Origin of the sequence: Nesterenkonia aurantiaca, from assembly GCF_004364585.1 — a bacterium.
GTDB classification, from domain to species: domain Bacteria; phylum Actinomycetota; class Actinomycetes; order Actinomycetales; family Micrococcaceae; genus Nesterenkonia; species Nesterenkonia aurantiaca.
In genome coordinates, this window is record NZ_SOAN01000015.1 from 1 (window position 1) to 19,974 (window position 19,974).

The 19,974-nt window shown below is 61.1% G+C and carries 22 protein-coding genes and 5 pseudogenes; 10 read left to right on the top strand and 17 right to left on the bottom strand.

Features of this window, described 5'->3' with window-relative positions:
- Positions 1–731: IS3 family transposase (locus tag EV640_RS13165; RefSeq protein ID WP_133726685.1), on the top strand; the 731-nt coding region annotated here is incomplete at its 5' end.
- Positions 732–761: 30 nt separating this feature from the next.
- On the opposite strand, the gene EV640_RS13170 is transcribed toward EV640_RS13165, so the two are convergent.
- From EV640_RS13170 to EV640_RS13180, 3 genes are all read right to left on the bottom strand, one after another.
- On the bottom strand, positions 762–1,124 hold the full coding sequence (locus EV640_RS13170) for a hypothetical protein (protein ID WP_133726686.1): 363 nt from the start codon (positions 1,122–1,124) through the stop codon (positions 762–764).
- 99 nt (positions 1,125–1,223) lie between these two features.
- Entirely contained in the window at positions 1,224–1,454 is a 231-nt protein-coding gene (locus EV640_RS13175) for a hypothetical protein (RefSeq protein ID WP_133726687.1), read from the bottom strand.
- Positions 1,447–2,034, bottom strand: a complete 588-nt coding sequence (locus EV640_RS13180; RefSeq protein ID WP_133726688.1) for a ParA family protein — start codon at positions 2,032–2,034, stop codon at positions 1,447–1,449. Before EV640_RS13180 ends, EV640_RS13175 begins: the two co-directional genes overlap by 8 nt.
- Before the next feature lie 230 nt (positions 2,035–2,264).
- Here EV640_RS13180 and EV640_RS13185 point away from each other — a divergent pair, with 230 nt between their 5' ends.
- From EV640_RS13185 to EV640_RS14080, 3 genes are read left to right on the top strand one after another with little or no spacing between them, the layout of a single operon-like run.
- Positions 2,265–2,693, top strand: a complete 429-nt coding sequence (locus EV640_RS13185; RefSeq protein ID WP_243832336.1) for a LexA family protein — start codon at positions 2,265–2,267, stop codon at positions 2,691–2,693.
- Complete coding sequence (locus tag EV640_RS13190; RefSeq protein WP_481850138.1) at positions 2,675–3,259, top strand: Y-family DNA polymerase; 585 nt, start codon at positions 2,675–2,677, stop codon at positions 3,257–3,259. The genes EV640_RS13185 and EV640_RS13190 overlap by 19 nt, the downstream gene beginning before the upstream one ends.
- Complete coding sequence (locus tag EV640_RS14080) at positions 3,159–3,455, top strand: DUF4113 domain-containing protein (RefSeq protein ID WP_481850139.1); 297 nt, start codon at positions 3,159–3,161, stop codon at positions 3,453–3,455. Before EV640_RS13190 ends, EV640_RS14080 begins: the two co-directional genes overlap by 101 nt.
- Positions 3,456–3,566: 111 nt before the next feature.
- Here EV640_RS14080 and EV640_RS13195 read toward each other — a convergent pair whose 3' ends face one another.
- From EV640_RS13195 to EV640_RS13220, 6 genes and pseudogenes are all read right to left on the bottom strand, one after another.
- Entirely contained in the window at positions 3,567–4,664 is a 1,098-nt protein-coding gene (locus tag EV640_RS13195; RefSeq protein ID WP_133726690.1) for a replication initiation protein, read from the bottom strand.
- Between the two features lie 788 nt (positions 4,665–5,452).
- Positions 5,453–6,457 (bottom strand): PIN domain-containing protein, encoded by a 1,005-nt coding sequence (locus tag EV640_RS13200; RefSeq protein WP_133726691.1) that lies wholly within the window; start codon positions 6,455–6,457, stop codon positions 5,453–5,455.
- A complete protein-coding gene (locus EV640_RS13205; protein ID WP_133726692.1) occupies positions 6,454–6,873 on the bottom strand; it encodes a helix-turn-helix domain-containing protein in 420 nt (139 codons plus the stop codon). The genes EV640_RS13200 and EV640_RS13205 overlap by 4 nt, the downstream gene beginning before the upstream one ends.
- A 415-nt stretch (positions 6,874–7,288) precedes the next feature.
- Positions 7,289–8,674 carry an ISL3 family transposase gene (locus tag EV640_RS13210; RefSeq protein ID WP_133726693.1) on the bottom strand — a complete coding sequence of 462 codons (1,386 nt, stop codon included), beginning with the start codon at positions 8,672–8,674 and terminating at the stop codon, positions 7,289–7,291.
- A 72-nt stretch (positions 8,675–8,746) separates the two neighbouring features.
- On the bottom strand, positions 8,747–9,022 hold the full coding sequence (locus EV640_RS13215) for a DUF4870 domain-containing protein (RefSeq protein WP_133726694.1): 276 nt from the start codon (positions 9,020–9,022) through the stop codon (positions 8,747–8,749).
- 51 nt (positions 9,023–9,073) lie between these two features.
- A pseudogene (locus EV640_RS13220) lies at positions 9,074–9,367 on the bottom strand (transposase); the annotation flags it as partial.
- A gap of 47 nt (positions 9,368–9,414) precedes the next feature.
- Between EV640_RS13220 and EV640_RS13225 the strand changes: the two are divergent.
- Positions 9,415–10,632 (top strand): annotated as a pseudogene (locus EV640_RS13225) (IS30 family transposase); the annotation flags it as partial.
- Between the two features lie 190 nt (positions 10,633–10,822).
- On the opposite strand, the pseudogene EV640_RS13230 reads toward EV640_RS13225, so the two are convergent.
- Both EV640_RS13230 and EV640_RS13235 read right to left on the bottom strand, forming a co-directional pair.
- Positions 10,823–11,125: pseudogene (locus tag EV640_RS13230) on the bottom strand (helix-turn-helix domain-containing protein); the annotation flags it as partial.
- Between the two features lie 68 nt (positions 11,126–11,193).
- Positions 11,194–11,448, bottom strand: a pseudogene (locus EV640_RS13235) (transposase); the annotation flags it as partial.
- Between the two features lie 232 nt (positions 11,449–11,680).
- Between EV640_RS13235 and EV640_RS13240 the strand changes: the two are divergent.
- Positions 11,681–12,787, top strand: a complete 1,107-nt coding sequence (locus EV640_RS13240; protein WP_208292213.1) for an ATP-binding protein — start codon at positions 11,681–11,683, stop codon at positions 12,785–12,787.
- A gap of 235 nt (positions 12,788–13,022) precedes the next feature.
- Here the strand turns inward: EV640_RS13240 and EV640_RS13930 are convergent, their stop codons facing one another.
- From EV640_RS13930 to EV640_RS13260, 5 genes and pseudogenes are all read right to left on the bottom strand, one after another.
- Positions 13,023–13,331 carry a helix-turn-helix domain-containing protein gene (locus EV640_RS13930; RefSeq protein ID WP_243832337.1) on the bottom strand — a complete coding sequence of 103 codons (309 nt, stop codon included), beginning with the start codon at positions 13,329–13,331 and terminating at the stop codon, positions 13,023–13,025.
- A gap of 119 nt (positions 13,332–13,450) precedes the next feature.
- Positions 13,451–13,648 (bottom strand): annotated as a pseudogene (locus EV640_RS13935) (recombinase family protein); the annotation flags it as partial.
- A 292-nt stretch (positions 13,649–13,940) separates the two neighbouring features.
- The gene (locus tag EV640_RS13250) at positions 13,941–14,405 is read right to left on the bottom strand and encodes a DUF2975 domain-containing protein (protein WP_036478061.1); all 465 of its coding nucleotides are present in this window, start codon (positions 14,403–14,405) and stop codon (positions 13,941–13,943) included.
- Positions 14,406–14,508: 103 nt separating this feature from the next.
- On the bottom strand, positions 14,509–14,736 hold the full coding sequence (locus tag EV640_RS13255) for a helix-turn-helix domain-containing protein (protein WP_036478059.1): 228 nt from the start codon (positions 14,734–14,736) through the stop codon (positions 14,509–14,511).
- A complete protein-coding gene (locus tag EV640_RS13260) occupies positions 14,736–15,212 on the bottom strand; it encodes a DUF2975 domain-containing protein (protein WP_133726697.1) in 477 nt (158 codons plus the stop codon). The genes EV640_RS13255 and EV640_RS13260 overlap by 1 nt, the downstream gene beginning before the upstream one ends.
- 291 nt (positions 15,213–15,503) lie before the next feature.
- On the opposite strand from EV640_RS13260, the gene EV640_RS13265 reads away from it, so the two are divergent.
- The 4 genes from EV640_RS13265 (at position 15,504) to EV640_RS13280 (ending at position 18,978) form a co-directional block, all read left to right on the top strand.
- Complete coding sequence (locus EV640_RS13265) at positions 15,504–15,827, top strand: hypothetical protein (protein ID WP_133726698.1); 324 nt, start codon at positions 15,504–15,506, stop codon at positions 15,825–15,827.
- Positions 15,828–16,179: 352 nt separating this feature from the next.
- On the top strand, positions 16,180–16,782 hold the full coding sequence (locus EV640_RS13270; protein WP_133726699.1) for a recombinase family protein: 603 nt from the start codon (positions 16,180–16,182) through the stop codon (positions 16,780–16,782).
- Between the two features lies 1 nt (position 16,783).
- On the top strand, positions 16,784–18,169 hold the full coding sequence (locus tag EV640_RS13275) for a Mu transposase C-terminal domain-containing protein (protein ID WP_133726700.1): 1,386 nt from the start codon (positions 16,784–16,786) through the stop codon (positions 18,167–18,169).
- Positions 18,169–18,978, top strand: coding sequence for an AAA family ATPase (locus EV640_RS13280; RefSeq protein ID WP_133726701.1), 810 nt, complete (start codon positions 18,169–18,171; stop codon positions 18,976–18,978). Before EV640_RS13275 ends, EV640_RS13280 begins: the two co-directional genes overlap by 1 nt.
- Positions 18,979–19,699: 721 nt before the next feature.
- On the opposite strand, the gene EV640_RS14070 is transcribed toward EV640_RS13280, so the two are convergent.
- Positions 19,700–19,948 carry a sigma factor-like helix-turn-helix DNA-binding protein gene (locus tag EV640_RS14070; protein WP_424991617.1) on the bottom strand — a complete coding sequence of 83 codons (249 nt, stop codon included), beginning with the start codon at positions 19,946–19,948 and terminating at the stop codon, positions 19,700–19,702.
- Between the last annotated feature and the right edge of the window lie 26 nt (positions 19,949–19,974).

Genomic DNA, 19,974 nt, shown 5'->3' on the forward strand with positions numbered 1-19,974 from the left:
AGCTGCGCGCTGATCTACGAGTCGTGGCCGGGAAGCATCCGGCGTGGGGCTGGCGCAAGGCGCGCTGGCACCTGCTGGAGCAACCGCAGTGGGAGACGGTGGCGCTGAATAAGAAGCGCGTACGCCGGCTCTGGCGGGCCGAAGGGCTCACCTGCAAGCCCAAGGCGCGGAAGAAGCGCCGCACCGGTCCCGGCGCTGGGGAGCAGAAGCGGTTGCGGGCCGAATATCCGATGCATGTGGTCAGCTTCGACTTCCAATCCGACGTGACCTCCTGCGGCCGGCATATTAGGTTCTTCAACGTCATTGATGAATACACCCGCACCGCCCTGGCCATTATCCCGCGGCGGTCGTTCACTGCCACCGATGTGGTCGCCGTCCTGGAGAACATCATCGCCGAAACCGGCACCGTGCCGACCTACGTCCGGTCCGATAATGGGCCGGAATTCACCGCTGCCGCGCTGGTCGACTGGTGCGCAACCGCCGGGGTCGATACCGCGTTCATCGATCCAGGATCGCCCTGGCAGAATGGGTTCGCCGAATCATTCAACGCCCAATTCAGAAGGGAACAACTGACTGGGGAGATCATGGACACGATGGCCGAGGCAGAGTACTTGGCCGACGAGTGGAAAGACATTTACAATTATGGACGGCCCCACGGATCCCTCGATGGACTGACACCGAAGCGATACTGGGAACGCTGGACCGCAGAGAACCAATTAGCTATCGCATAGCCACTGGGCTGCTAACGGGGGCCCAACCACTCAGGCAGCATTGAGATACGCGCGAGCTGCGGCCATGACATCTCGGGCAGACCCGTCGCGGATCGCTTCAGCCGGCGAGGCGTCATCGAGCTGGGGGTTCATCCCCATGAACCATGCCCTGATCGTGGCAGGTTCCTCCTTTTGGCGCAGCAGCGTGAACACGGTATGCAGGTCTCTGACTCTCTTCTCCGACTCATACCGAATACCTTGACCACCGGACCAGCGCTGTAGGGAGCGGCTGTCGACTTCCATGATGAAGGACAGCAACGAGGTTCCGAAGACCACCATGAGCTCTCGAACGATCCCAGAGACGTCTCTGACTGGGAATTCCGCAACTGAGTGGGTGCGAACCGCCTCACTCATGGTAACCACCTCCAACATGTCTAGTGCGACCTATTGCCTCACTAACGTCGCCTGTTTGTCACCCTTTGCACCTAAACCGGTAAATACCGGGATCGTTATCTACAGTTGCTTCTCGTGCCAGACGTCCAAGGCCTCGATAAGGATGGAGACCTGGGTGCGGTCTTGTTCTACTGCCGCAAGCTTAAGGCGGCGATGTACCGAGACAGGCAGATCATAGGACGTGCGCTTCGTCTGCTCAGCACTCCCCTGGGCTTGCGTGAATGTCGGCTTCGGTTCCGATGCTTGCTGCTGCGCCCGTCGGTTAGCCAGCTTCGATTTCATGTCACTCACCAGCAATCTCCTTAAGCTCCTTGTAAACGGTCTCGTATCCGTACAGCTTGTGTGGTCGCGAGTAGGTGTTCTGTGAGATCGCCGTGCGCCGGCGGATCTCTGTCGTGAACTTCGGCGGAGCGCTCTCATCGGCAAGCACGTCGCGAGTGGTCAATGTCAGTTTTTCTCTGTTGTCCACAGCCCCTAGGAGTAAAGCCGCATCTTTGCCGTGGGCCAATCCATCGAGGGTCGCATAGGCGCGGTCAAGACCCATTGGCTCAGGCATTACTGGAACGATGACGAAGTCGGCAAAATCGACCGCAGCTTGCATAACCTCTGCCTGGCCCGGTGGAGTATCGACGAAGATCCATGGAGCGCTTGCCTCTTTGCGGCGGAGTTTTGGTAGAGAAACGGAGTGGACTTCGTATTCCAGGGGCTCCCCCTCGTCCTGAGCCCGAGATGCCCATTCCATCGCCGATCCTTGGATATCTGCATCCCATAGCTCGACGTGCTGTCCGTCTCGAGCTGCCGCTGTGGCGAGATAGACGGCAGTAGTCGTCTTCCCGACTCCGCCCTTGCTGTTCACGATGGCGATACGCATTTTTGCTTGTCCTTATAACGGCATTCCGGTATTGACAGTCTTGCCGATCTACCGCGATACCGCTGTAGCGACACGCCTATTACGCGATCTACCGCAATACCGGTCACGTTAACACGGTATTTTGCGATACACCTATCTCGTTATTCCTTGTACTACCGTTCCCGGTAATACTTTATATAGGTTTCATGGCGTTACTATCGAACATATGTTCGATTTATGCTGGTTCTCCCATGCCTATCGAACAGATCCAGAGCCTCGAAGAGCCCGACACGGCACAGGGCCTTCTGCGGGCTCCTGAGTCCGTCGCTGCGGGCTATCCTTCTCCCGCACAGGACTACCAAACGGCACCGATCAATCTCTCTGAGTACCTGATTCGAGATCTCAACAGCACCTTCCTTGTCAGGGTTTCCGGGGACTCGATGGAAGGCGCTGGGATCAGTGACGGTGATGAACTGATCGTGGATCGCTCCCTGACGGCCAAGGACATGTCCGTGGTCATCGCTATTCTCGACGGCGAAATGACCGTGAAGCGGCTGCGGCTCACTAATGGGGGAGTGGTGCTCCAAGCGGAGAACCCAACGTATCCCTCGATAGAGGTCCGCGAGCTCTCAGAGCTCGATATCTGGGGAGTCGTCATCAAGTGCATCCACAACGTGTAACTGCCCCCACCGACCTAGATGGCCGAGATTTCATTGGGCTCATCGACGTCAACAGCTTTTACGTCTCAGCCGAGCGGGTCTTTGACCCAACACTCAGGAACCGACCCGTTGTGGTGTTGTCCAATAATGACGGTTGCGCCGTCGCCCTGAGCAAAGAAGCTAAAGCCCTCGGTATCCAGATGGGGGAGCCGTGGTTCAAGCTCGCAGCCTCAGCCGAGCGGTTGAACCTGGTGGCGAAGTCCTCGAACTATGAGCTCTACGGCCAAATGTCAGACCGCTTTATCTCCGTCCTACGGGACTGCGCGCCAGAGGTGCAGCAGTATTCGATCGATGAGGCGTTCGTGAAGGTCCGGGGCACTCGTCCTGAGCTTCTGAGCTGGGCAAGGATGGTAAAGAACCGTCTCTGGAAGCACCTGGGTTTGCCGGTGTGCGTTGGGATCGGACCCAGTGACGTTAACTCGCGCGGTGAAAGCGATTCTGCCGAAAATCCACGAAGGGGTGCGCTATGCCCGTGCTGGGGTGGTGGTCACGGATCTTCGAGAGACTGGGTTAGAACCGACCCTTGACGTGTTTGCCGATGCGCACGAGGAACGCGGGATCGGGCCGTTGATCGAGTCAATCCGGACGAAGCTCGATCAACCGGCTATCGGCCTCGGTGCGGCAGGGTTAAAAACTGGTCCTGCGTGGGAGATGCGCCAAGAAATGCGGAGCCCTCGATATACGACCCATTGGGATGAGTTGCCGGTTGTTCACGCGATCTAGGACGCTAATCGTAGGCCCTGGGGAGAGAGCCGGCCCGGAACTTTTGGGTAGGGGTGCGACTCTCGACGGGGTGCAGTGGGCATCGGGGTGATGAGGGGCCTCCCGGTATTTTCAACTGAGGTCTGAGGGTTCGGTGGGAGGAGATTCCAACCGGCAGTGCCAGCCTCCCGGGAGAGGGGCTGGGGGTGCCCCGTAGGGGCGGGTGTAGCGACGGGGCCAGGGCTGGTGTCCGGGCAGGCGGCTACGGAGCACCTGATGGTCCAGTAATGAAAGCCGGCATGGATGAACGGTATGGCGGCGCAACCAGCGGGACACCGTGGCGGGGGAGGCGGCGAGCTTCTGGCCAATAGCGGCCCGCGAATGCCCCTGTGCCCGCATCCTCTGGGCCTGGCGGGCTTTGGTGTCAGCGCGGGCACTGCGAGCGGCAGAAGCAGCTCTAGGGCCAAGCGCGCGAGCGGCGCGCTGCGCGGCCGTGTTGGCCAATCCGCCACGCCGTCCCATCTCTGAGAGCACCTCACGCATCTGAGAAGGCATAGCCACCGTGGAACGGTGGCCACGGGGGTTCGCCATGTACCGGGCGATGCTGCGGATGATGCCGCGCACCTCAGCGGCTTTCATGGGCTCGGGTGCTGCGTCGTTGGTCTCCCACGCCACCGCCTCGAAATCCTCACCGGCATAGGCCGCGTGGCGGGCTACATCGAAAACGGTTTGATTCCGGTTCCCGGTGTCGATCGCGGCCGCGATCGCGCGGTGAGCCTTCTTCGTGGCGCTGCGGCCGGTGAACCGCATCCCCTCGGGCCATAGGTCCGCTGTTTTGAGCGCCTGGTGTAGCTCCCTGAGTCCATAGACCGGGGGAGTGGCCGACGCGCGCAGCTCCGCGCGGGCGTAGGTGGGGTTGCGCACGCGCACGGGCGTCAGGGGGTCTACAGCTTCGTCTCCGCGCAGCGCAGCGCGCAGCGCAGCACCGATAGCGCGCGCGTAGGCGACGGGGCGTTCACGGGCGCTGGATCGCAGGTCAACGGCGTCGATCATCCAGCCGGCTTGTGCACCCTTGCGGGTCTCCACGATCCAGGAGGGCCGGATCTCAGCGGGGATCGTGTCGAATATGTCTAAGACGGCTTCGGGCCGGTCTATGTCGATGACCAGGACGGACCCGGCAGAACGTGAGGGCGTATAGAACTCGAAATCGTCCAGGCCAGCGGCGCTCACCCGCACCGATGGTGCGGTTTTGGTCGCGGACGCCCGAGCCCACGCGGTAGCCAGGTTGCCCAGGAACGTTGCGCGGAAGGCAGCGCGAAACGCCGTAGTGTTGCGTGGTCTCTGGGGCGTTTGAGCGCGCGGTGCTACAGTAAGAAGCACATTGAACCCCTGCCAGGGAGTTGAATGTGCCCCCTTCGACGGGGGGACATAAAAGAGATCTCCTTCTGGGGATCGGATTCAGAACCGGTTTGTTTGGCGACTCGGCGGTTCTGAAAAAGTCTTAGGAGCGCCCGCACCGCGGGCGCTCCACTTTTTTATGCGGACATAGGTAGAGGTTCCTGGCCTTCTAGAGCCAACACATCCACGGAGTCCAGATCAGCCATCAGGACTCTCGCGATGTAATCAACTTTGGTTTCTCCGGTGAGGGCGCAAAGGCGGTCGAGTTTCTCGAAATAGCTCGGCGAGAGCTTAGATGTCACGCCCTGCCGTTCTCCCTTTGATGGCCTAGCCATGAGATACCTCCGTGTGAAGTGGACCAGCTCGCACAAGCATGCCTCCCGAGGGACCTAAATTCCGTAATTAGATACGGCGTGTCTTCGGTTAAGCTAAACGGGGGTAAGTCACAGCGCGAGAAAACAGCCGCAGCTATAAGACAGAAGTGCGGATTCACGGTCCCACCTCGAGACGCGAACTGATGCACTGGCTGTCGACTACCAACGACTACGTAGCGGAACGCCTCCGCGGGCCCTCTTATGGCCTAGAGGCTGTCGCTGAGATTCAGCCGGTCGGAGACACAGCTAGTCTCCTCGCACGTCGCGGGTGGCAGGGATCCGATTACCGATGCCCCATACCCACCAGTGGCCATCCTCAGCCGCCACCAACGTGACATACACTGCGCGGGGGATCTTCATGGCAGCAAACGTTCGCGAGTCGCCAGCAACCTCTGGGATGAACCGCATAAAAGCGATATCCCTCGCGGGGGCGTCAACAGCAAAGTAGACCTTCGACGCCAACGAGAAACCCTCCAGCGCCTCATCGACCCACACGTAATCCCCGAACGCCTTCGGAGACCACGTCAGTCGCTGCAGTGCACCCAGAGCCTCCGGGTTGTTCAGTCGTCCACCCAGGGCTGTCCACCACATAAAGAGGACATGCTGCGGGTTTGTGAAGTCCATCTCCCCATCGGGGGAGGGCCACGGGGAGCCTTCAACGCCAGCGGACTCATAAGCAGGCATCGTCGTCGCGCTTTGACCCCAGTGGTGATGAAGAACATTCGCCATCATTGGGACTGTTCCCGCGACCCCTCGAAGCACGTCCGAGACTTTTTGGGCCGGCTGGCGCATCCGGGCGGCTTCATGCCCAATAGCGGCCTCGACCTCCCGTGGGTCCTGATCATGCAGAGCAAGTAAGAAAACATCGGGATCCACCACAGCAACGTCGTCTACCTCGGTAGATGTAGCGGGGAAGTCACTGAGGTTAAACGTCACCAAGACATCAGCGAACCCCACCTGCGCGGCAGAGTAGACATGCCGGTCCTTGGGATCACAACGAGGATCCCCTGGCAGCTCCTCATGACCTGTCACCGTGGCCCGTGGAAACGCGCGCCTCATCGCATCAAGACGCCGACCCGCCTTCACCGGATCAAGCCCGAGCTTGTGAACGAGAGTTCTCTCCACTTCCTCGAGGATCTCCTCGGACCAACGCGGCTGGAAAAGATCGTGTTCAGCCAGGGTCAGAAAAAGACTGCTCAGCCGCTGAGGAACTAATACGTTGGCGTCCAGAAGGACAATCTGTCCCGTCACCGAGTAGCGACTGGCTGATCTTCGATCGCTGGATCGAACGTGTCCGCGAGATCCTCGAGCGCACGGGCCCTTTGCGTCTTTTCCGCCTCCAAATAATCCTCCAGCGCCTGCCTGGAGATCCGGCGGTGGGAACGACGACGCTCATAAGGGATCAACCCGTCATCGAGCATCCTCACCAACGTAGGCCGGCTGATACGTAGGATCTCGGCTGCTTGCTGGGTACTGAGATACTTAGCCCGCGCCACGATCTCGACATCTTCTCCGTCGGCGGTGTGCTGGAAAAGCTCATGGAGGATGTGTCGTAGTTCCTCGGTGAGCACGACCTCCGCACCGTCGATCACCATAGATCGGGCGGAGACCACCTTCACCGCGGCGTCGCGGGCGGAATTTCGAGACTCAGCGCTTACCGTTGTCATGACACACAGTCTATCAAACGAACGAAACGAAACCTGGTGGCTGTAGTTCTCGCTCCGAAGTTGGCGAGTTAGCAGTCGACCCTCAACGTCCTCACCTATGGGCGCAAGGCCGTTATAAGAGATCCAGCCCGCTCCAGGCGAGCCTGGGCGGGCTGAACTATTGGCCCCACTTTAACCCTCAGCCTCCGGTGCTGGGGTCTTCACCCTGGCCATCGTCTCTGTGAGGAGCACGCGGTCTGTTGATGAAGCTGAGTTAACTCCAGTGAGGAAAGCTTGTCGGTCTTGTCCGGAACGCACAGGTTTCAAGGGTACCGGCTGAAGAACGGGGTGCTTAGTGGGTACCTATAGGACCGACGGTGATAGGCCGCGATTGCGCCACGGATCGCGAAGATCACCGTGCAGATAAACCGGCTCTTCACACTTGAGCGTGGAGTCCTGCTCGAGCATGGATTTGGGAGCGTCGGCGTGTCCGCCTGAAGCTCCTGCCCAGAATACGTGACTGATAGTTCCTCTGGTTCCGGAACCCCCGGCCGGTGCGCTTGATCTGCTTGACCGAAGTGTTCGCCGCCTCAGTCCGCGCATTGGTCACCCGGGTACGGATGAACACCTTGATCTGCGGCCACCACCTCGCCACCGTCACCGATAGCCTGTCGGCCTCGGGCAGCTCGGCGGCGGCCACTGCCAGCTCGAAATCAATCCTCGCGTTCTGGGCCTTCTCGATGGTCGGTGAGTTCAGGATCCTGCGCAGGCGTTCCTTCACCGCCCAGGCCGCGCCGACCTGCTCGAAATCGGCGTCATCGAGGACCCGCTCCAACCGGTGCAACCCAGCATCGGTGAGCTGATCCCCAGCACGCAGCAACAGCATCCGATGCGCCCACACCGCGTCCTGCTTCCGCCCGCGCCGGCCCAAAACCTCCCGCAGGGCGCGCTGGCGGACCTCGGTGAGCATCTGATTGCCCAGTTTGACCAGGTGGAAGTGATCGACGCTGATCTGAACCGCCGGCAGCACACGACGCACCGCGGCGCGAAACGTGGCTGAGGGATCGATCGCGACGACTTCGAGCCGGTCCAGCCACGCCTGGGAGCGAGCTCCCAGCCACGCGGTGACGTTCTTCGAGGACCGCCCATCGACGACACCGAGGACGTGGCCGGTATCGGCGTCAACGAAGGTGCTCATCCACGGCTCCACCCGGCACCACACGGCGGTGTCGGGGTGTTTGAACCACTTCGCGGTGGCGAACCGGTGCTCATCGATCCCCAACGCGACCACCGACACCTGATCCACCTCCGGGAGCACGGTGGTCTGGGTGAGGATCGCGGTGTTGACCGTGCCCCAGGCGATCCCATGAGCGGAGGCGACTTCAGCGGTGGCCCGACCAGAGTCCAGCACCCCAGCCACCACGGTCTCCTTGAGTCGGGTGGTGCACCGGGCCCGGGCGGGCAGCTGCTCGGTGACCTGGGTGAAGGTCTGTCGCGGGCACACGGTCTCGGCGCACAGGTAGCGGGGCTTGACCACCACCACCCCCGCGGTGGAACCGCCGGTGGGGATGTCCTTCACGCGTTGCCGGACCCGTTGATGCACCCGGGTGGAGAACACCCCGCACCCCGGGCAGGCGCCCTCATGGTCTTTGGCGGTGACCACCACCCGCCTGCCACCCAGCGGCAGGTCAGCGGCCTCGGTGACGGTGTAGCCGGTCAGGTTGAACACCACCGATGCCGCATCCCGGCCCCGGTGCTCTCTGGCCTGTTCGGTGGTGTGGTGGGCGCACAGGGGTGAGGGTGCGCACGTATTCTGAGACATGGCTCGTGTCCTTCGTGATTGAGAATGAATTCCGCAAAATCCATCCTCGACCAAGGGCACGGGCCCCTTGACTCACGACACCCCCACGCTCAACTGGGAAGAGCCGATAAACATCACCAGCGCGAACAGCCACCCAATGAAGAAGAACCGTGCATCGATAAAAACACTCAGCCCTAATGCAATAGCCATCACCGGGACGACGAGGACGATCAAGGTGATGTGCCAGTTCAGGGTGGTCTTCCCGTGTTCATCCAACATCTGGCTACGCGAGCGGAAGAGCAACCACATCACCAACGGAGCGATACCCCAGGCGACGAATGCCCCGAGGTGCATACGGGTCTGCCGCACCAATAGGTGACAGGTTGACGTGACCTACAGTTTGGTTTCCACTCGGTCTGGCTAGCTTCCGGCGGTGAGCGGTTGAATGGTGTGGGCGAGGTCATAGTCATGAGGCGTCGCGTAAGCAAGGCCGGAGTGGCGGCGTCGACGGTTGTAGAACACCTCGATGTACTCGAATATCGCGTTCGCCAACTCGACCCTGGTCCGCCACTTCTTGCGATTGAGCAGCTCGATCTGCATCGAGGACCAGAAGGACTCCATCATCGCATTATCCAACCCGTCACCCACGGTCCCGAACGAGGGCAGAAGCCCTGCCGAGCGGATCTTCTGAGTGAACACCCACGAGGTGAACTGGCCGTATTCAACTGGTCGTCGCAACACCTACCTGATGGAGGTGTTCGATGGGCATCGGCCCGAGACAAAAGAAAATCAGGGAAGAGCGGGGGCTCATATACTCGCCGGGACGCCCCAGCATCGCGTGGCGTCAGGACAGAGTCAGATTCTGGGAAGCCATCGCCGCAGGAGCGAAAACCCGAGAAGCAGGTGCGGCCGCCGGGGTCTCGGAGCCAGTAGCGCATCGCTGGTTCCGGCATGCTGGTGGAGTGAACCCACAACTGGCTCCGACCGTCTCGGGGCGCTATCTGTCCTCTGCTGAACGTGAGGACATTGCCCTGTGGCGTGCCCAGCAGGTCGGGGTCCGCGAAATCGCTCGGCGATTAGGCCGCAACACCTCGACCATCTCACGTGAGCTGCGCCGCAACGCCTCGACTCGTACCTACACGCTGGAGTACAAAGCATCCACCGCGCAATGGCACGCAGAACGCCGAGCTAGGAGACCCAAGACCGCGAAGATGGTCACCCACGGGCAGCTGCGCCAATACGTCCAGGACAAGCTCAGCGGCGAGATCATCACCGCTGATGGGGAAATCGTCGGCCCTATCGGGCCGGTGTGGGATGGGAAGAACAAGCCTCACCGCGGTGACCGGGAATGGGTCACGGGATGGAGTCCTCAGCAGATCGCTCGGCGCCTGCCCTTGGACTTCCCCGCCGATTCCTCGATGCGTATCTCCCACGAAGCCATCTATCAGGCCCTCTATGTCGAGTCACGCGGCGGGCTTCAGCGGAAGCAATCGAGGCATCTGCGCAGAGGCCGTGCCAAGCGGAAGCCTCGGGCAAGGACCCACCAGCAAGCCTGGGCACACGTCACCGAGGAGACAGTGCTGAACAAGCGCCCTGCTGAGGTCGAGGACCGCCAAACCGCCGGGCATTGGGAAGGTGATTTGATCATCGGGCTGAAGCGCTCAGCCATGGCCACCCTCATCGAACGCACCACTCGCTACGCGATGCTCGTTCATCTGCCTCGGCAGGCTGGTTACGGGGTGATCCCGCCGAGGAAGAACGGGTCTGCATTGGCTGGTTACGGTGCGCTGACTATGAAGGAGGCACTGGCCAGATCGATCGCGCCGCTGCCTGAGTCGTTGCGCCGTTCCTTGACCTGGGATCGTGGCAAAGAGCTCTCAGCCCACGCCCTGCTGACCGAAGAGACGGGGCTGCCGGTGTACTTTGCCGACGCGATGAGCCCGTGGCAGCGCGGCTCTAACGAACATCTCAATGGCTTAGATTCAACTGGTCATCGCAACAGTGTGTTGTTGGACTGAGCGTAGTTGATCCTCGAACGCCTCAGCTGGGGTGCGCCATCCAAGAATGCCGCGAGGCCGGTTATTCATCGCCGTGGCGATGGCTGCGATCTCATCGGCGTTCCACCTGGAGAGGTCAGTGCCTTTCGGGAAGTACTGCCGCAGCAGCCAAGACCATCTTCGCCGTCTTGGGCCGCTTGGCCCGGCGTTCTGCATGCCACTGCGCGGTGGATGCCTTGTATTCCAGCCGGTACGTGCGAGTGGAGGCGTTGCGGCGCAGCTCACGAGAGACGGTCGAGGGACTGCGGTTCAGACGCTTGGCGATGTCACGGACTCCGACTTCTTGGGCTCGCCATAGCACGATGTCCTCCCGCTCCGTCGAGGAGAGATATCGACCCGAGACGGTGGATGTCAGTTGTGGATTCACTCCACCAGCATGCTTGAACCAGCGGTACGCCACCGGCTCTGAGACCCCGAAAATGCCTCGACTACAGGACCCCAGCCGAGACCGTTGCGTTGACTCCCTGAATCTAAGCTGGCTGTTTTCAGGAATGCCGTCTCCGCGCGGAGCTCTTGATTCTCGCGCTCAAGTTCCTTCAACCGAGCTCGTTCGGTGAGTGTCAGTTCGGTCTCGGTGCCGCCGTGGTTCTGTCGGTACTTCCTGAGCCAGTTCCGCAGGGTCTCAGCGCCCACACCATAGGCGCCGGCGACATCCTTGATCGGCTTGGAGGTAGCGATGACCTCCAGACATGACTCGTCTTTGAATTCCTGGGTGAACCGTCGTCGTGATGCGGTCATGATCCTGGGGCTCTCTTTCAGTAGCATCCTCAGTTTAAGAGGACCCACTGTCCGAGAACACCAGAGCAGGCCAGACACAGAAAAGCCACCATCGGGCTGATAGTGAGCCCCTAGATAGACGACCCCAGTTATAAAGGATATAAAGAGTGCAAAGGCTGACACTCGTCCCGACGCTCTGGAGACCACTATGGCCCGCAACCCCTTCAAACCCACCGCCGGGGCGACCCCACCGGTGCTCGTCGGTCGCGACTCCGTACTGGAAGATCTCGATGAAGCTCTAGAAGACGGCGCCGGCTCCCCCTACCTGCTGCAGTTCATCACAGGAGCCCGAGGGGTCGGCAAGACCGTCATGCTCACAGAGATGGGGCGCCGGGCTCGTCAGCAGGGCTGGATCGTCATCGACGAGACCGCCACCCCGAAACTGATCCAGCGACTCACCAGCGCGGTACGACGGCACCGCGAAGAACTCGGCGCACCGTCTCGTCGGAGAATCACCGGAGCAGGAATCAGCCTCGGACCCCTTGGCGGCGCGAACCTAGCCCTGGAGTCCCCCGACAAAGCGACACCTGGACTGCGTGAGGAGATCGGCATGCTCTGCGATGCCCTCGATCTCCACGACGGCCAGACCGGGTTGATCATCACCGTCGATGAGATCCACACCATCCCTCAATCCGAGCTCGACGAACTGACCGCCATTACCCAACACCTGATCAGAGAAGACCGCCCCCTCGGACTCCTCATGGCCGGCATCCCTCAGGCGGTCGAGAGGATGATCTCCGACAACGCCCAACGACCCAAAGTCAGTACCTTCATGCGCCGAGCCGAACGCACCTCCCTAGAAGAGGTCCCGCTGCACAGCGTCGCAGCAGCCTTCGAGCAGACCCTCACCGAAGCCGGCCGCAGCGTCTCGCCCGAAGTGGCCTTAGAATGCGCCCAAGCAACCGGGGGCTACCCCTTCATGATCCAACTCGTCGGTTACCACACCTGGCGAATCGGCAAGACCGGCGAAGTCACCAGCGCCCACGTCACCGCCGGCAGAGAGAAAGCCCGCAAACGCCTTGGCGACCTTGTCCACGCACCAGCCCTGGCGGACCTCTCCCCCGTGGACCGCACCTTCCTGACCCATATGTCTCAAGACAGCGGACCAACCCGCGCCATCGATATGCAAATCCGCATGGGCGAAGGAAGCAACTACATCAGCGTCTACCGGGATCGGCTCATCAGGGCCGGCATGATCCAACCCGCAGCCACCTACGGCCGCTTCGAGTTCGCCCTCCCGGAACTACGCGAATACCTCCGCGACCACGCGGCCCAACTCATCGCGCAATCCGAGAACTGAGCCGAGCCCCCCAGAGATTCCACCGACACCCGTGGAATACGGGTCTGTCGACTGAAATTAGGTATCAGCGCGAGGGGACCGGTTCGATGCCTTCTGGTAGATCACGCCATCTCGAGACGGTCAATGCCGCTGGTGACTCGCGGCGATAAATCTCGGTCTTTCTGCCCCGCTCGGTGACACTCCCGGGAAGGTGACTCGGTGACCGTAGGGGACACGAGCGCCCGACGTGGCGGTGTCACGTCTGTAGACCGTCGCTGGTCGGGTTAGCGGGTTCAGCCGTCACTGATTCAGCCGGGCGTGGAGGCAGATGCCGATACAGACTCGTCCGGGCAATCCCGGCCTTGGCCACGATCTCCGCGATCGTGTACCCCGCCTCACGCAGATGAGCGGCGTAGGCCAGCTTGTCCGGATCCACCACCGACGGCCGACCCACACGCCGACCCTTCGCTGTAGCCACCGCCCTGGCATGAGCAGCGCGCTCCACCGTGTAGGTCCGTTCCATCTGTCCAAACAGCGCCAGTAACACCACAGCCAGCTGCGCCATCGGATCCGCCGGATTCGATGAATCAACCTTGATCGGGTCCGCCAGATTCCGGACCCCCACTCCCTAGCGGCCAGATCATGGATCAGGTTCAACGTGTCACGCACCGTACGGCCTAACCGGTCCAAGGTGTGCACCACGATCACATCACCGTCGCGGGCATACTCCAAAGCCGCATTCAGACCTGGCCGGTTCACCGTGGACCCAGACTTCTTATCCACGTAGATCCGCTCGGCTGCGATACCGACCTCACGCAGAGCGTCGATCTGTCGGTCAAGGTCTTGTTTCGCCGTGGAAACCCGCGCGTATCCCAATTCCATGGACTGAGAGTACCAATAGTCAGAAACGTACGGGTCAGGCGAGACGCATTAGTGGGTAGTACTTCTGGTACACAGACGCGCCGATAGTTTGTGGATCGCAACGGTAAACGGCGGTCTATTCGCATCGCTAGACGTCACCCCCGCTGGATGAAAGACGCTCTCGACGGACCCTGTTCTCTGCGGTCTCCGGTCCGTAGCCGCCGCCCTTACATGGGGTCCGCGACTATCTGGTCCCCGACGGAGATTTGCCGGCTGCGCTACACGCCCCAGAAGGCAGTGACGCTCATACGGCTCACGAGACAGGTTCGTGGACCTTCGCGGGAAGGGAACGCAATGCCCAGCGTCGGAGAATAAGCGCGACGGGCAGTACAGCGAGACAGGCGAGCAGCCCGAACAACATGGGCGGTCCTCCGACATTCTCCACCCACCCGGCATGGATGAACACGCCTGCCAGCAGCACAGCCATGAAGCCCAGCGACGCTGTCATGCCGTTCGCCCACCATCGCACTCGACCCGCCGAAGCGTTCTCCGCCACGGCTCCCGTGACCAGCATCCAGCCCGCCACCAGTGCAACCTCGAATCCCACGAGTGCAACCGTCACGGCGATCAAGTAAGGGGATTCCAGATGTGCCACTTGCGGGTGCTGTTCGGCGAGGCCCGCGGCGATGCGCGGAACCACGATGAGTTGCGCGATGAGGGCCCCTAGAGCCAACGCTCCGAGAGTGATTCGCATGCTGAGAAATTCTGACTTGGTCATGCGTAGACCCTTCTCCTAGTTCTGCGCACTGGCAGTGGCAGGGTTCTCTGGTTCATCCGCTGGAGACCCTTTACGAGAATCCTTGCCTCTCACCGCGGATGCTTCATGCTTCTTTGGTGGTGGAGTCGTGGTTCTCCCGGCGCAGCAGGTCGCCAGGTTCACAGTCGAGGGCTTGGCAGAGTGCTTCCAGGGTGGAGAATCTGATGGCCCGAGCGTGGTTGTTCTTCAGTATCGAGATGTTGGCGGGAGTGATTCCGACCTTCTCGGCCAATTCGCCCACTGACATCTGGCGTTCAGCGAGCATGACATCGATGGCGACCCTGATGGCCATTAGACGACCCCCGCCAGTTCGCTGCGGTAGTCGATCGCCTGGACCAACAGGCCACGCATGACCGCGAGAAGCAACAACAACGACACTCCAAGTGCCACGGCACCACCCAGCCCGAGCAGCGCCGGAGGCCCACCGACCTGGACGATGAATACCAGGTGCACGAAAACCGCTGCTGCCAATGCGGTGGTGCCGATCAGCGCAACGAGGATGAGGTCCACCCATTTCAACGCTGACTTATCGAAGATTCGGTCCTTTGACACCATCGAGGCTAGGCGCCAGGTAGCGATCAACCCGACTTGCACTCCCACGATGGCGGCGATCGCGAGAATCGCGTAGGGCATGGTCAGCGGTTCGATCTCAGGAAACACCTCTCCGGCGCTTTTTGCATTGACAGGGATCGCCACTTGGACGATGAGACTTCCCAGCAGCAGAAGACTCAGAGCAGCTCGTAGCGCGGTCGAGTACGCAGTAGACATGTATTGATTATCAAGTGATTCATATTGTTAGTCAATACACTCGGGGCTGGCGCTGGTGGCGTCCTGGTCGCGAGCTCCAATTCCGGGAAGGTAGTGCGGGCTTCAGTGTCGCCGCGCTACGGTCAAGAGAAGAGTGCTTCACGGACTCGACTCAGCGCAATCGTCGCGGTCGCTGCGACAGGTGTCTTGCTGCTCACGGGTTGTGGCAGCGAGGAACCGACACCCCAGCCCTCGATGTCTCCGACCCATGACAGCTATGACTCAGCGGAGCCCTATCGTGAGCGCGCAGAGATGTCGCCTGAAGAAGACATGCCGCGTGGTGAGGTCCAGGAGCCAGTCGAGCTACTTTTCTCCCTGCACTATGTGGAGTGGGGAGACTCCGAGGAAATCGACGACGACGTCCTGCGGTTCCACCTCTACATGGGCAACTTCGATTGCCACGGGTTGCAGTACAGGGTGGAGGAGACCGAAGACGAGGTGGCCGTCGCGGTGATCACCGGCACACGTGAGGGCGTGGATGGGTGCTCGGAGGAAGCCGTTTTGGGAGCCATCGACGTCGAACTCGATGACCCCGTGGGCGACCGCGAAGTCGTGGACCTCAGCCAGCTCCTCTGAACACCATCGAATTCGAGTCTCTCCATCTGAAATCTCGATGGCTTGTTGAACCGCTCATAACTCGTGGGGGTTGCACCCGCTAAGGCAGTTGCTCATGTCAATCTCCGGTAGGCAAGGTCACCACCCACTGACGGAAGTCACGCCAGGGCACATGTTCGGCTCCATCTGTGTTGAGATCCGCTGACTCTCGAGCTGCCTCAAATATCTACAGCTTTCTAAGACACAGCCGTCTCGTTGAAACCAAGACGGCTGACCCGCGCCAACGCAACCCCACTGGCGTCTCGGAAACACATCTCACCGAAAATTGTCTCAAGGACCGCCATGAGGAGGGTTTCTGAGCCACAATGTAGGAATGAGACTTCTTGGCTACACCCGCGTGAGCACAGCAGGGCAGCACGCCCAGCTTCAACTCGATGCGCTTATCACCGCTGGTGTCCAGCGGCGCGATGTTTTCGCCGATGTCACCTCGGGCAGCAAGAGCGCGGTTGATCGCCCTGGGATGAAGAAGCTGTTGGACTACGCCGAGGAAGGGGACACCGTGGTGGTCTGGCGCATCGACCGTCTCGGCCGGTCTCTCATGGATGTCCTCAACACCGTTAACCTGCTACGAGACCAAGGGATAAAGGTCCGATCGATCTCGGACAGCATTGACCCGGAGACCTCGGCGGGCAGGATGATGCTGGGCATGCTCGCCACCCTGGCGGAATACGAGCGTGAACTCATCACCGAACGAGTCAACGCCGGTATCGCCGCGGCGAAGCAGAACGGCACCCGGTTCGGCCGGCCCCTGGCCGACCCGGCCGTGATCGCGGAGAAGCTTAAGATCGCCAACGATGCTCGCGCCAAGGGACGTACCGCCGAGGATGCCGCGCAGCTGGTCGGCTGGTCACGTGCGACTCTCTATCGTCATCGACAGGCCGCCCGCACCCGCGACGAGCTTTCCCAGCAGGTGTGAGATGGACGGGCTGGACCGGTGGCATGTCCTCCGGCTCCATGTCGAGGACCGCATCCCCCTGACAGTCCTGGCCAGGCAGACAGAGATCAGTCTGCGCACTCTGCAACGCTGGCATCATCTCTACAAGTCCGGGGGCATCGCTGCCCTGGAACCGGTCTCTCGAACAGATGCCGGCACCCGGCGCGCCCCTGACGAGCTCGTGGCATTCATCGAGCGGCTCGCGCTCACCCGCCCGAGACCAAGCATCGCCACGCTGCACCGGCTCACGGTCACCGAAGCCCACCGTTTGGGTTGTCCTTCCCCGAGCTACGCGACAGTGCGCGACATCATCACCGCCCTGGACCCCGGACTGGTGACACTGGCGCTGGATGGACCGAGCGCCTACCGTGATCGCTTCGAATTGGTGTTCCGCCACCGCGCCGAACGACCGAACGCGACGTGGCAGGCTGACCACACCGAACTCGACATCCTCATCACTGGCCCCAGCGGCGCCCCGGAACGGCCCTGGCTCACCACGGTGCTCGACGACTTCTCCCGCGCGATCTGCGGCTACATGCTTTTCACCGGCGCTCCGTCAGCGATGAATACGGCGCTGGCGCTCAGACAGGCGATCTGGCGCAAGGAAGACCCCGCGTGGGCGATGTGCGGGCTGCCTGACGTGCTCCACATCGATCACGGCAGCGACTTCACCAGCCAGCACCTCGAATACACCGCCGTCGCGCTGAAGATCCGGATGATCTTCTCCACCATCGGTCGACCGCAAGGCCGAGGCAAGATCGAGAGGTTCTTCGGCACACTGAACACCGAACTGCTCTCGACCCTCCCCGGACGCATCACCCCCGGGGTAAGGCATCCGAAACCGTCACTGGACCTCGCTGCCCTCGATCAGGAGATCGCAGCATTCATCACCGCCTATAACGAGCGGACCCACCGAGAGATCGGGACCAGCCCAAAGACGGCATGGGTCGCAGACGGGTGGCTACCCCGGATGCCTGAGAGCCTCGCAGAACTCGACGGGCTGCTGCTGACGGTCCCGAAACACCGCACCGTCCAGCGCGACGGTATCCACTTCCAAGGCCAGCGCTACCTCTCACCGACCCTGGCGCCGTTCGTGGGTAAACCCGTCACGATCCGCTATGACCCGCGCGATATCTCCGAGATCCGGGTCTATGACCACGACACCTTCATCTGCGTCGCCATCGACGAAGCCCACCCAAACCAGCGGCTGAGCCTCCGCGAGATCGAAACCGCCCGCCGTGCTCGCCGCCGGGAACTGCGAAAGACCATCAACGATCGTGTTCCCCGTGTCGCCAACCGAAAAGAACCGCGCGCTGCTGCGACCGTTGCCCGACGCTCGAAGCTGCGCACCTATGAAGAGGATGAATGATGGCCAAGGACTTCATCGTCACCAAGGAACATCGCCGCTTCGCCGAATTCGCCACCGCCGTGCGCAAAGAACACACGATCGGGATCTGTCACGGCGACGCCGGGGTCGGCAAGACCTTATCGGCGCGCCGCTACGCCCACTGGGACACACTCGGGGCCCATATCGATGAATGGGGACCACGCACCGACGAGGATGCGAAGCATCACGCCACGGCGAACCGGTCACGCACCGTGTTCTATACCCCCGAGGTCCTGCCGCGATACAGACAGCTCATGGCCGAGATCGAGCACCTACAGATCAGAGTCGGAATCTGTATCGACGAACACCAGCGCACCATCGGCAAAGTATCCGGCCCCCACAAAGACGACGTGACGAAATTGATCGAGTTGCTGATTGTTGACGAAGCCGAACGGCTCACACCGACGGCGCTCGAACTTCTCCGCGATGAACACGACCGCCACCAGCTGGCAATCATCCTCATCGGCATGCCTGGAATCGATCAGCGCTTCCGTCACTACCCACAGCTCTACTCCCGCCTCGGGTTCTCACACCACTACCGAGCGCTCGGCCGTGAGGAACTGCTGTTTGTCCTCGACCGACACTGGAAACGACTTGGCCGCACTCTGGACCCTGACGACTTCACCGATGCTCAGGCCATCGCCGCAGTCGAGCGAATCACCCGAGGTAACTTCCGCCTCCTCGAGCGTCTGTTTCCTCAGATCACACGAGTACTCAAGATCAACCAGCTGGAAACCATCACCGATGACGTCATCGAAGCAGCCGCCAGCATCCTCGTGATCGGCAACTGAAACGCCACCGAGCGATCACAGAAGACCGCCATTCAGCGATCAACTCCACACCGATAGTTACAGGGCCGAACAAATCGAAGTGGAGACCGTCCCACAACCAAGGAACTGGGACGACGACCGCACACCGTCCGCGCGTCAATTAGGACACCTATTGGCCACCGGTGCTGGACTCGAGGCAGGCGTCGATGCACCGTCGTACTAAACACGCTCAACAGAGCCCCCCCTGGTGATTTCTTTGCGGGAGGACTTTCCCATGATCGGGCGCCATGTAGGGGCCAGACCCGACCCCTACAGGTCCGGGCCTATTGGCGGTCGGAAGTCGGTGGGGACGTGTCCTCTCGCCACATTTGATGTTTCCCAGGATGACCCATGGTGTAACGTAGATCACCTAGCCCGCCTCCTGTGGGCTGGACGCGGCCCGTCTGGTGATACGCCCCAGACGGGCCTGTTCTGTCTCTACGCCGCTAACCCGCCACACCCTGTGTGCCCACCATTCGTCCGGGAAGGGCCCCTCCGTCTGACCTCGTCAGCTACCCGTGCGGCACACCCTGGTGTTAGTTCTGCGACTTGTCGTTGCTCGAACTGCTAGACGTCTTCGAACGGATTGACATCGAGCACCTGGCCACAGCTGACGCGTTGGACGGCACTGTCTTGTAAACCCAATGTCTAAAAGGCGGCGAACCAGGCACTCAGCTGTAGATCCACGTTTATACAAGACGTACTACCGGCGACAACTTCCCCCGCTGCGAAGACCGTCCCCGACCTCGGGATCACCTGTCAGCGCTACCCGCAATGACTTCAGCCCGTAGTACATTCGCGCCCGCAAGGTCGCAACCGGGATCCCCGTGAGTTCCGAGAGTTCCTGGTACTTCATGCCATCCAATTGAACAGCGGCAATGACCTGGTGAGCCGCCCCCTCTGTTAGGTCCACACGTTGTGGGAGTCGTCGTTCTCCGTTTGGTAGGTGCATTGCCGAGCGTACTCGGCGGGCGTGAG

Excerpts from the sequence above, each read along its gene's own strand:
- EV640_RS13270 (WP_133726699.1), top strand. The coding sequence starts at position 16,180 with ATGAGACTTCTTGGCTACACCCGCGTGAGCACAGCAGGGCAGCACGCC.
- EV640_RS13930 (WP_243832337.1), bottom strand. The coding sequence starts at position 13,331 with ATGGCGCAGCTGGCTGTGGTGTTACTGGCGCTGTTTGGACAGATGGAA.
- EV640_RS13205 (WP_133726692.1), bottom strand. The coding sequence starts at position 6,873 with ATGACAACGGTAAGCGCTGAGTCTCGAAATTCCGCCCGCGACGCCGCG.
- EV640_RS13180 (WP_133726688.1), bottom strand. The coding sequence starts at position 2,034 with ATGCGTATCGCCATCGTGAACAGCAAGGGCGGAGTCGGGAAGACGACT.
- EV640_RS13250 (WP_036478061.1), bottom strand. The coding sequence starts at position 14,405 with ATGACCAAGTCAGAATTTCTCAGCATGCGAATCACTCTCGGAGCGTTG.
- EV640_RS13265 (WP_133726698.1), top strand. The coding sequence starts at position 15,504 with ATGTCGCCTGAAGAAGACATGCCGCGTGGTGAGGTCCAGGAGCCAGTC.
- EV640_RS13275 (WP_133726700.1), top strand. The coding sequence starts at position 16,784 with ATGGACGGGCTGGACCGGTGGCATGTCCTCCGGCTCCATGTCGAGGAC.
- EV640_RS13185 (WP_243832336.1), top strand. The coding sequence starts at position 2,265 with ATGCCTATCGAACAGATCCAGAGCCTCGAAGAGCCCGACACGGCACAG.
- EV640_RS13280 (WP_133726701.1), top strand. The coding sequence starts at position 18,169 with ATGGCCAAGGACTTCATCGTCACCAAGGAACATCGCCGCTTCGCCGAA.
- EV640_RS14070 (WP_424991617.1), bottom strand. The coding sequence starts at position 19,948 with ATGCACCTACCAAACGGAGAACGACGACTCCCACAACGTGTGGACCTA.
- EV640_RS13210 (WP_133726693.1), bottom strand. The coding sequence starts at position 8,674 with ATGTCTCAGAATACGTGCGCACCCTCACCCCTGTGCGCCCACCACACC.
- EV640_RS13255 (WP_036478059.1), bottom strand. The coding sequence starts at position 14,736 with ATGGCCATCAGGGTCGCCATCGATGTCATGCTCGCTGAACGCCAGATG.
- EV640_RS13170 (WP_133726686.1), bottom strand. The coding sequence starts at position 1,124 with ATGAGTGAGGCGGTTCGCACCCACTCAGTTGCGGAATTCCCAGTCAGA.
- EV640_RS13260 (WP_133726697.1), bottom strand. The coding sequence starts at position 15,212 with ATGTCTACTGCGTACTCGACCGCGCTACGAGCTGCTCTGAGTCTTCTG.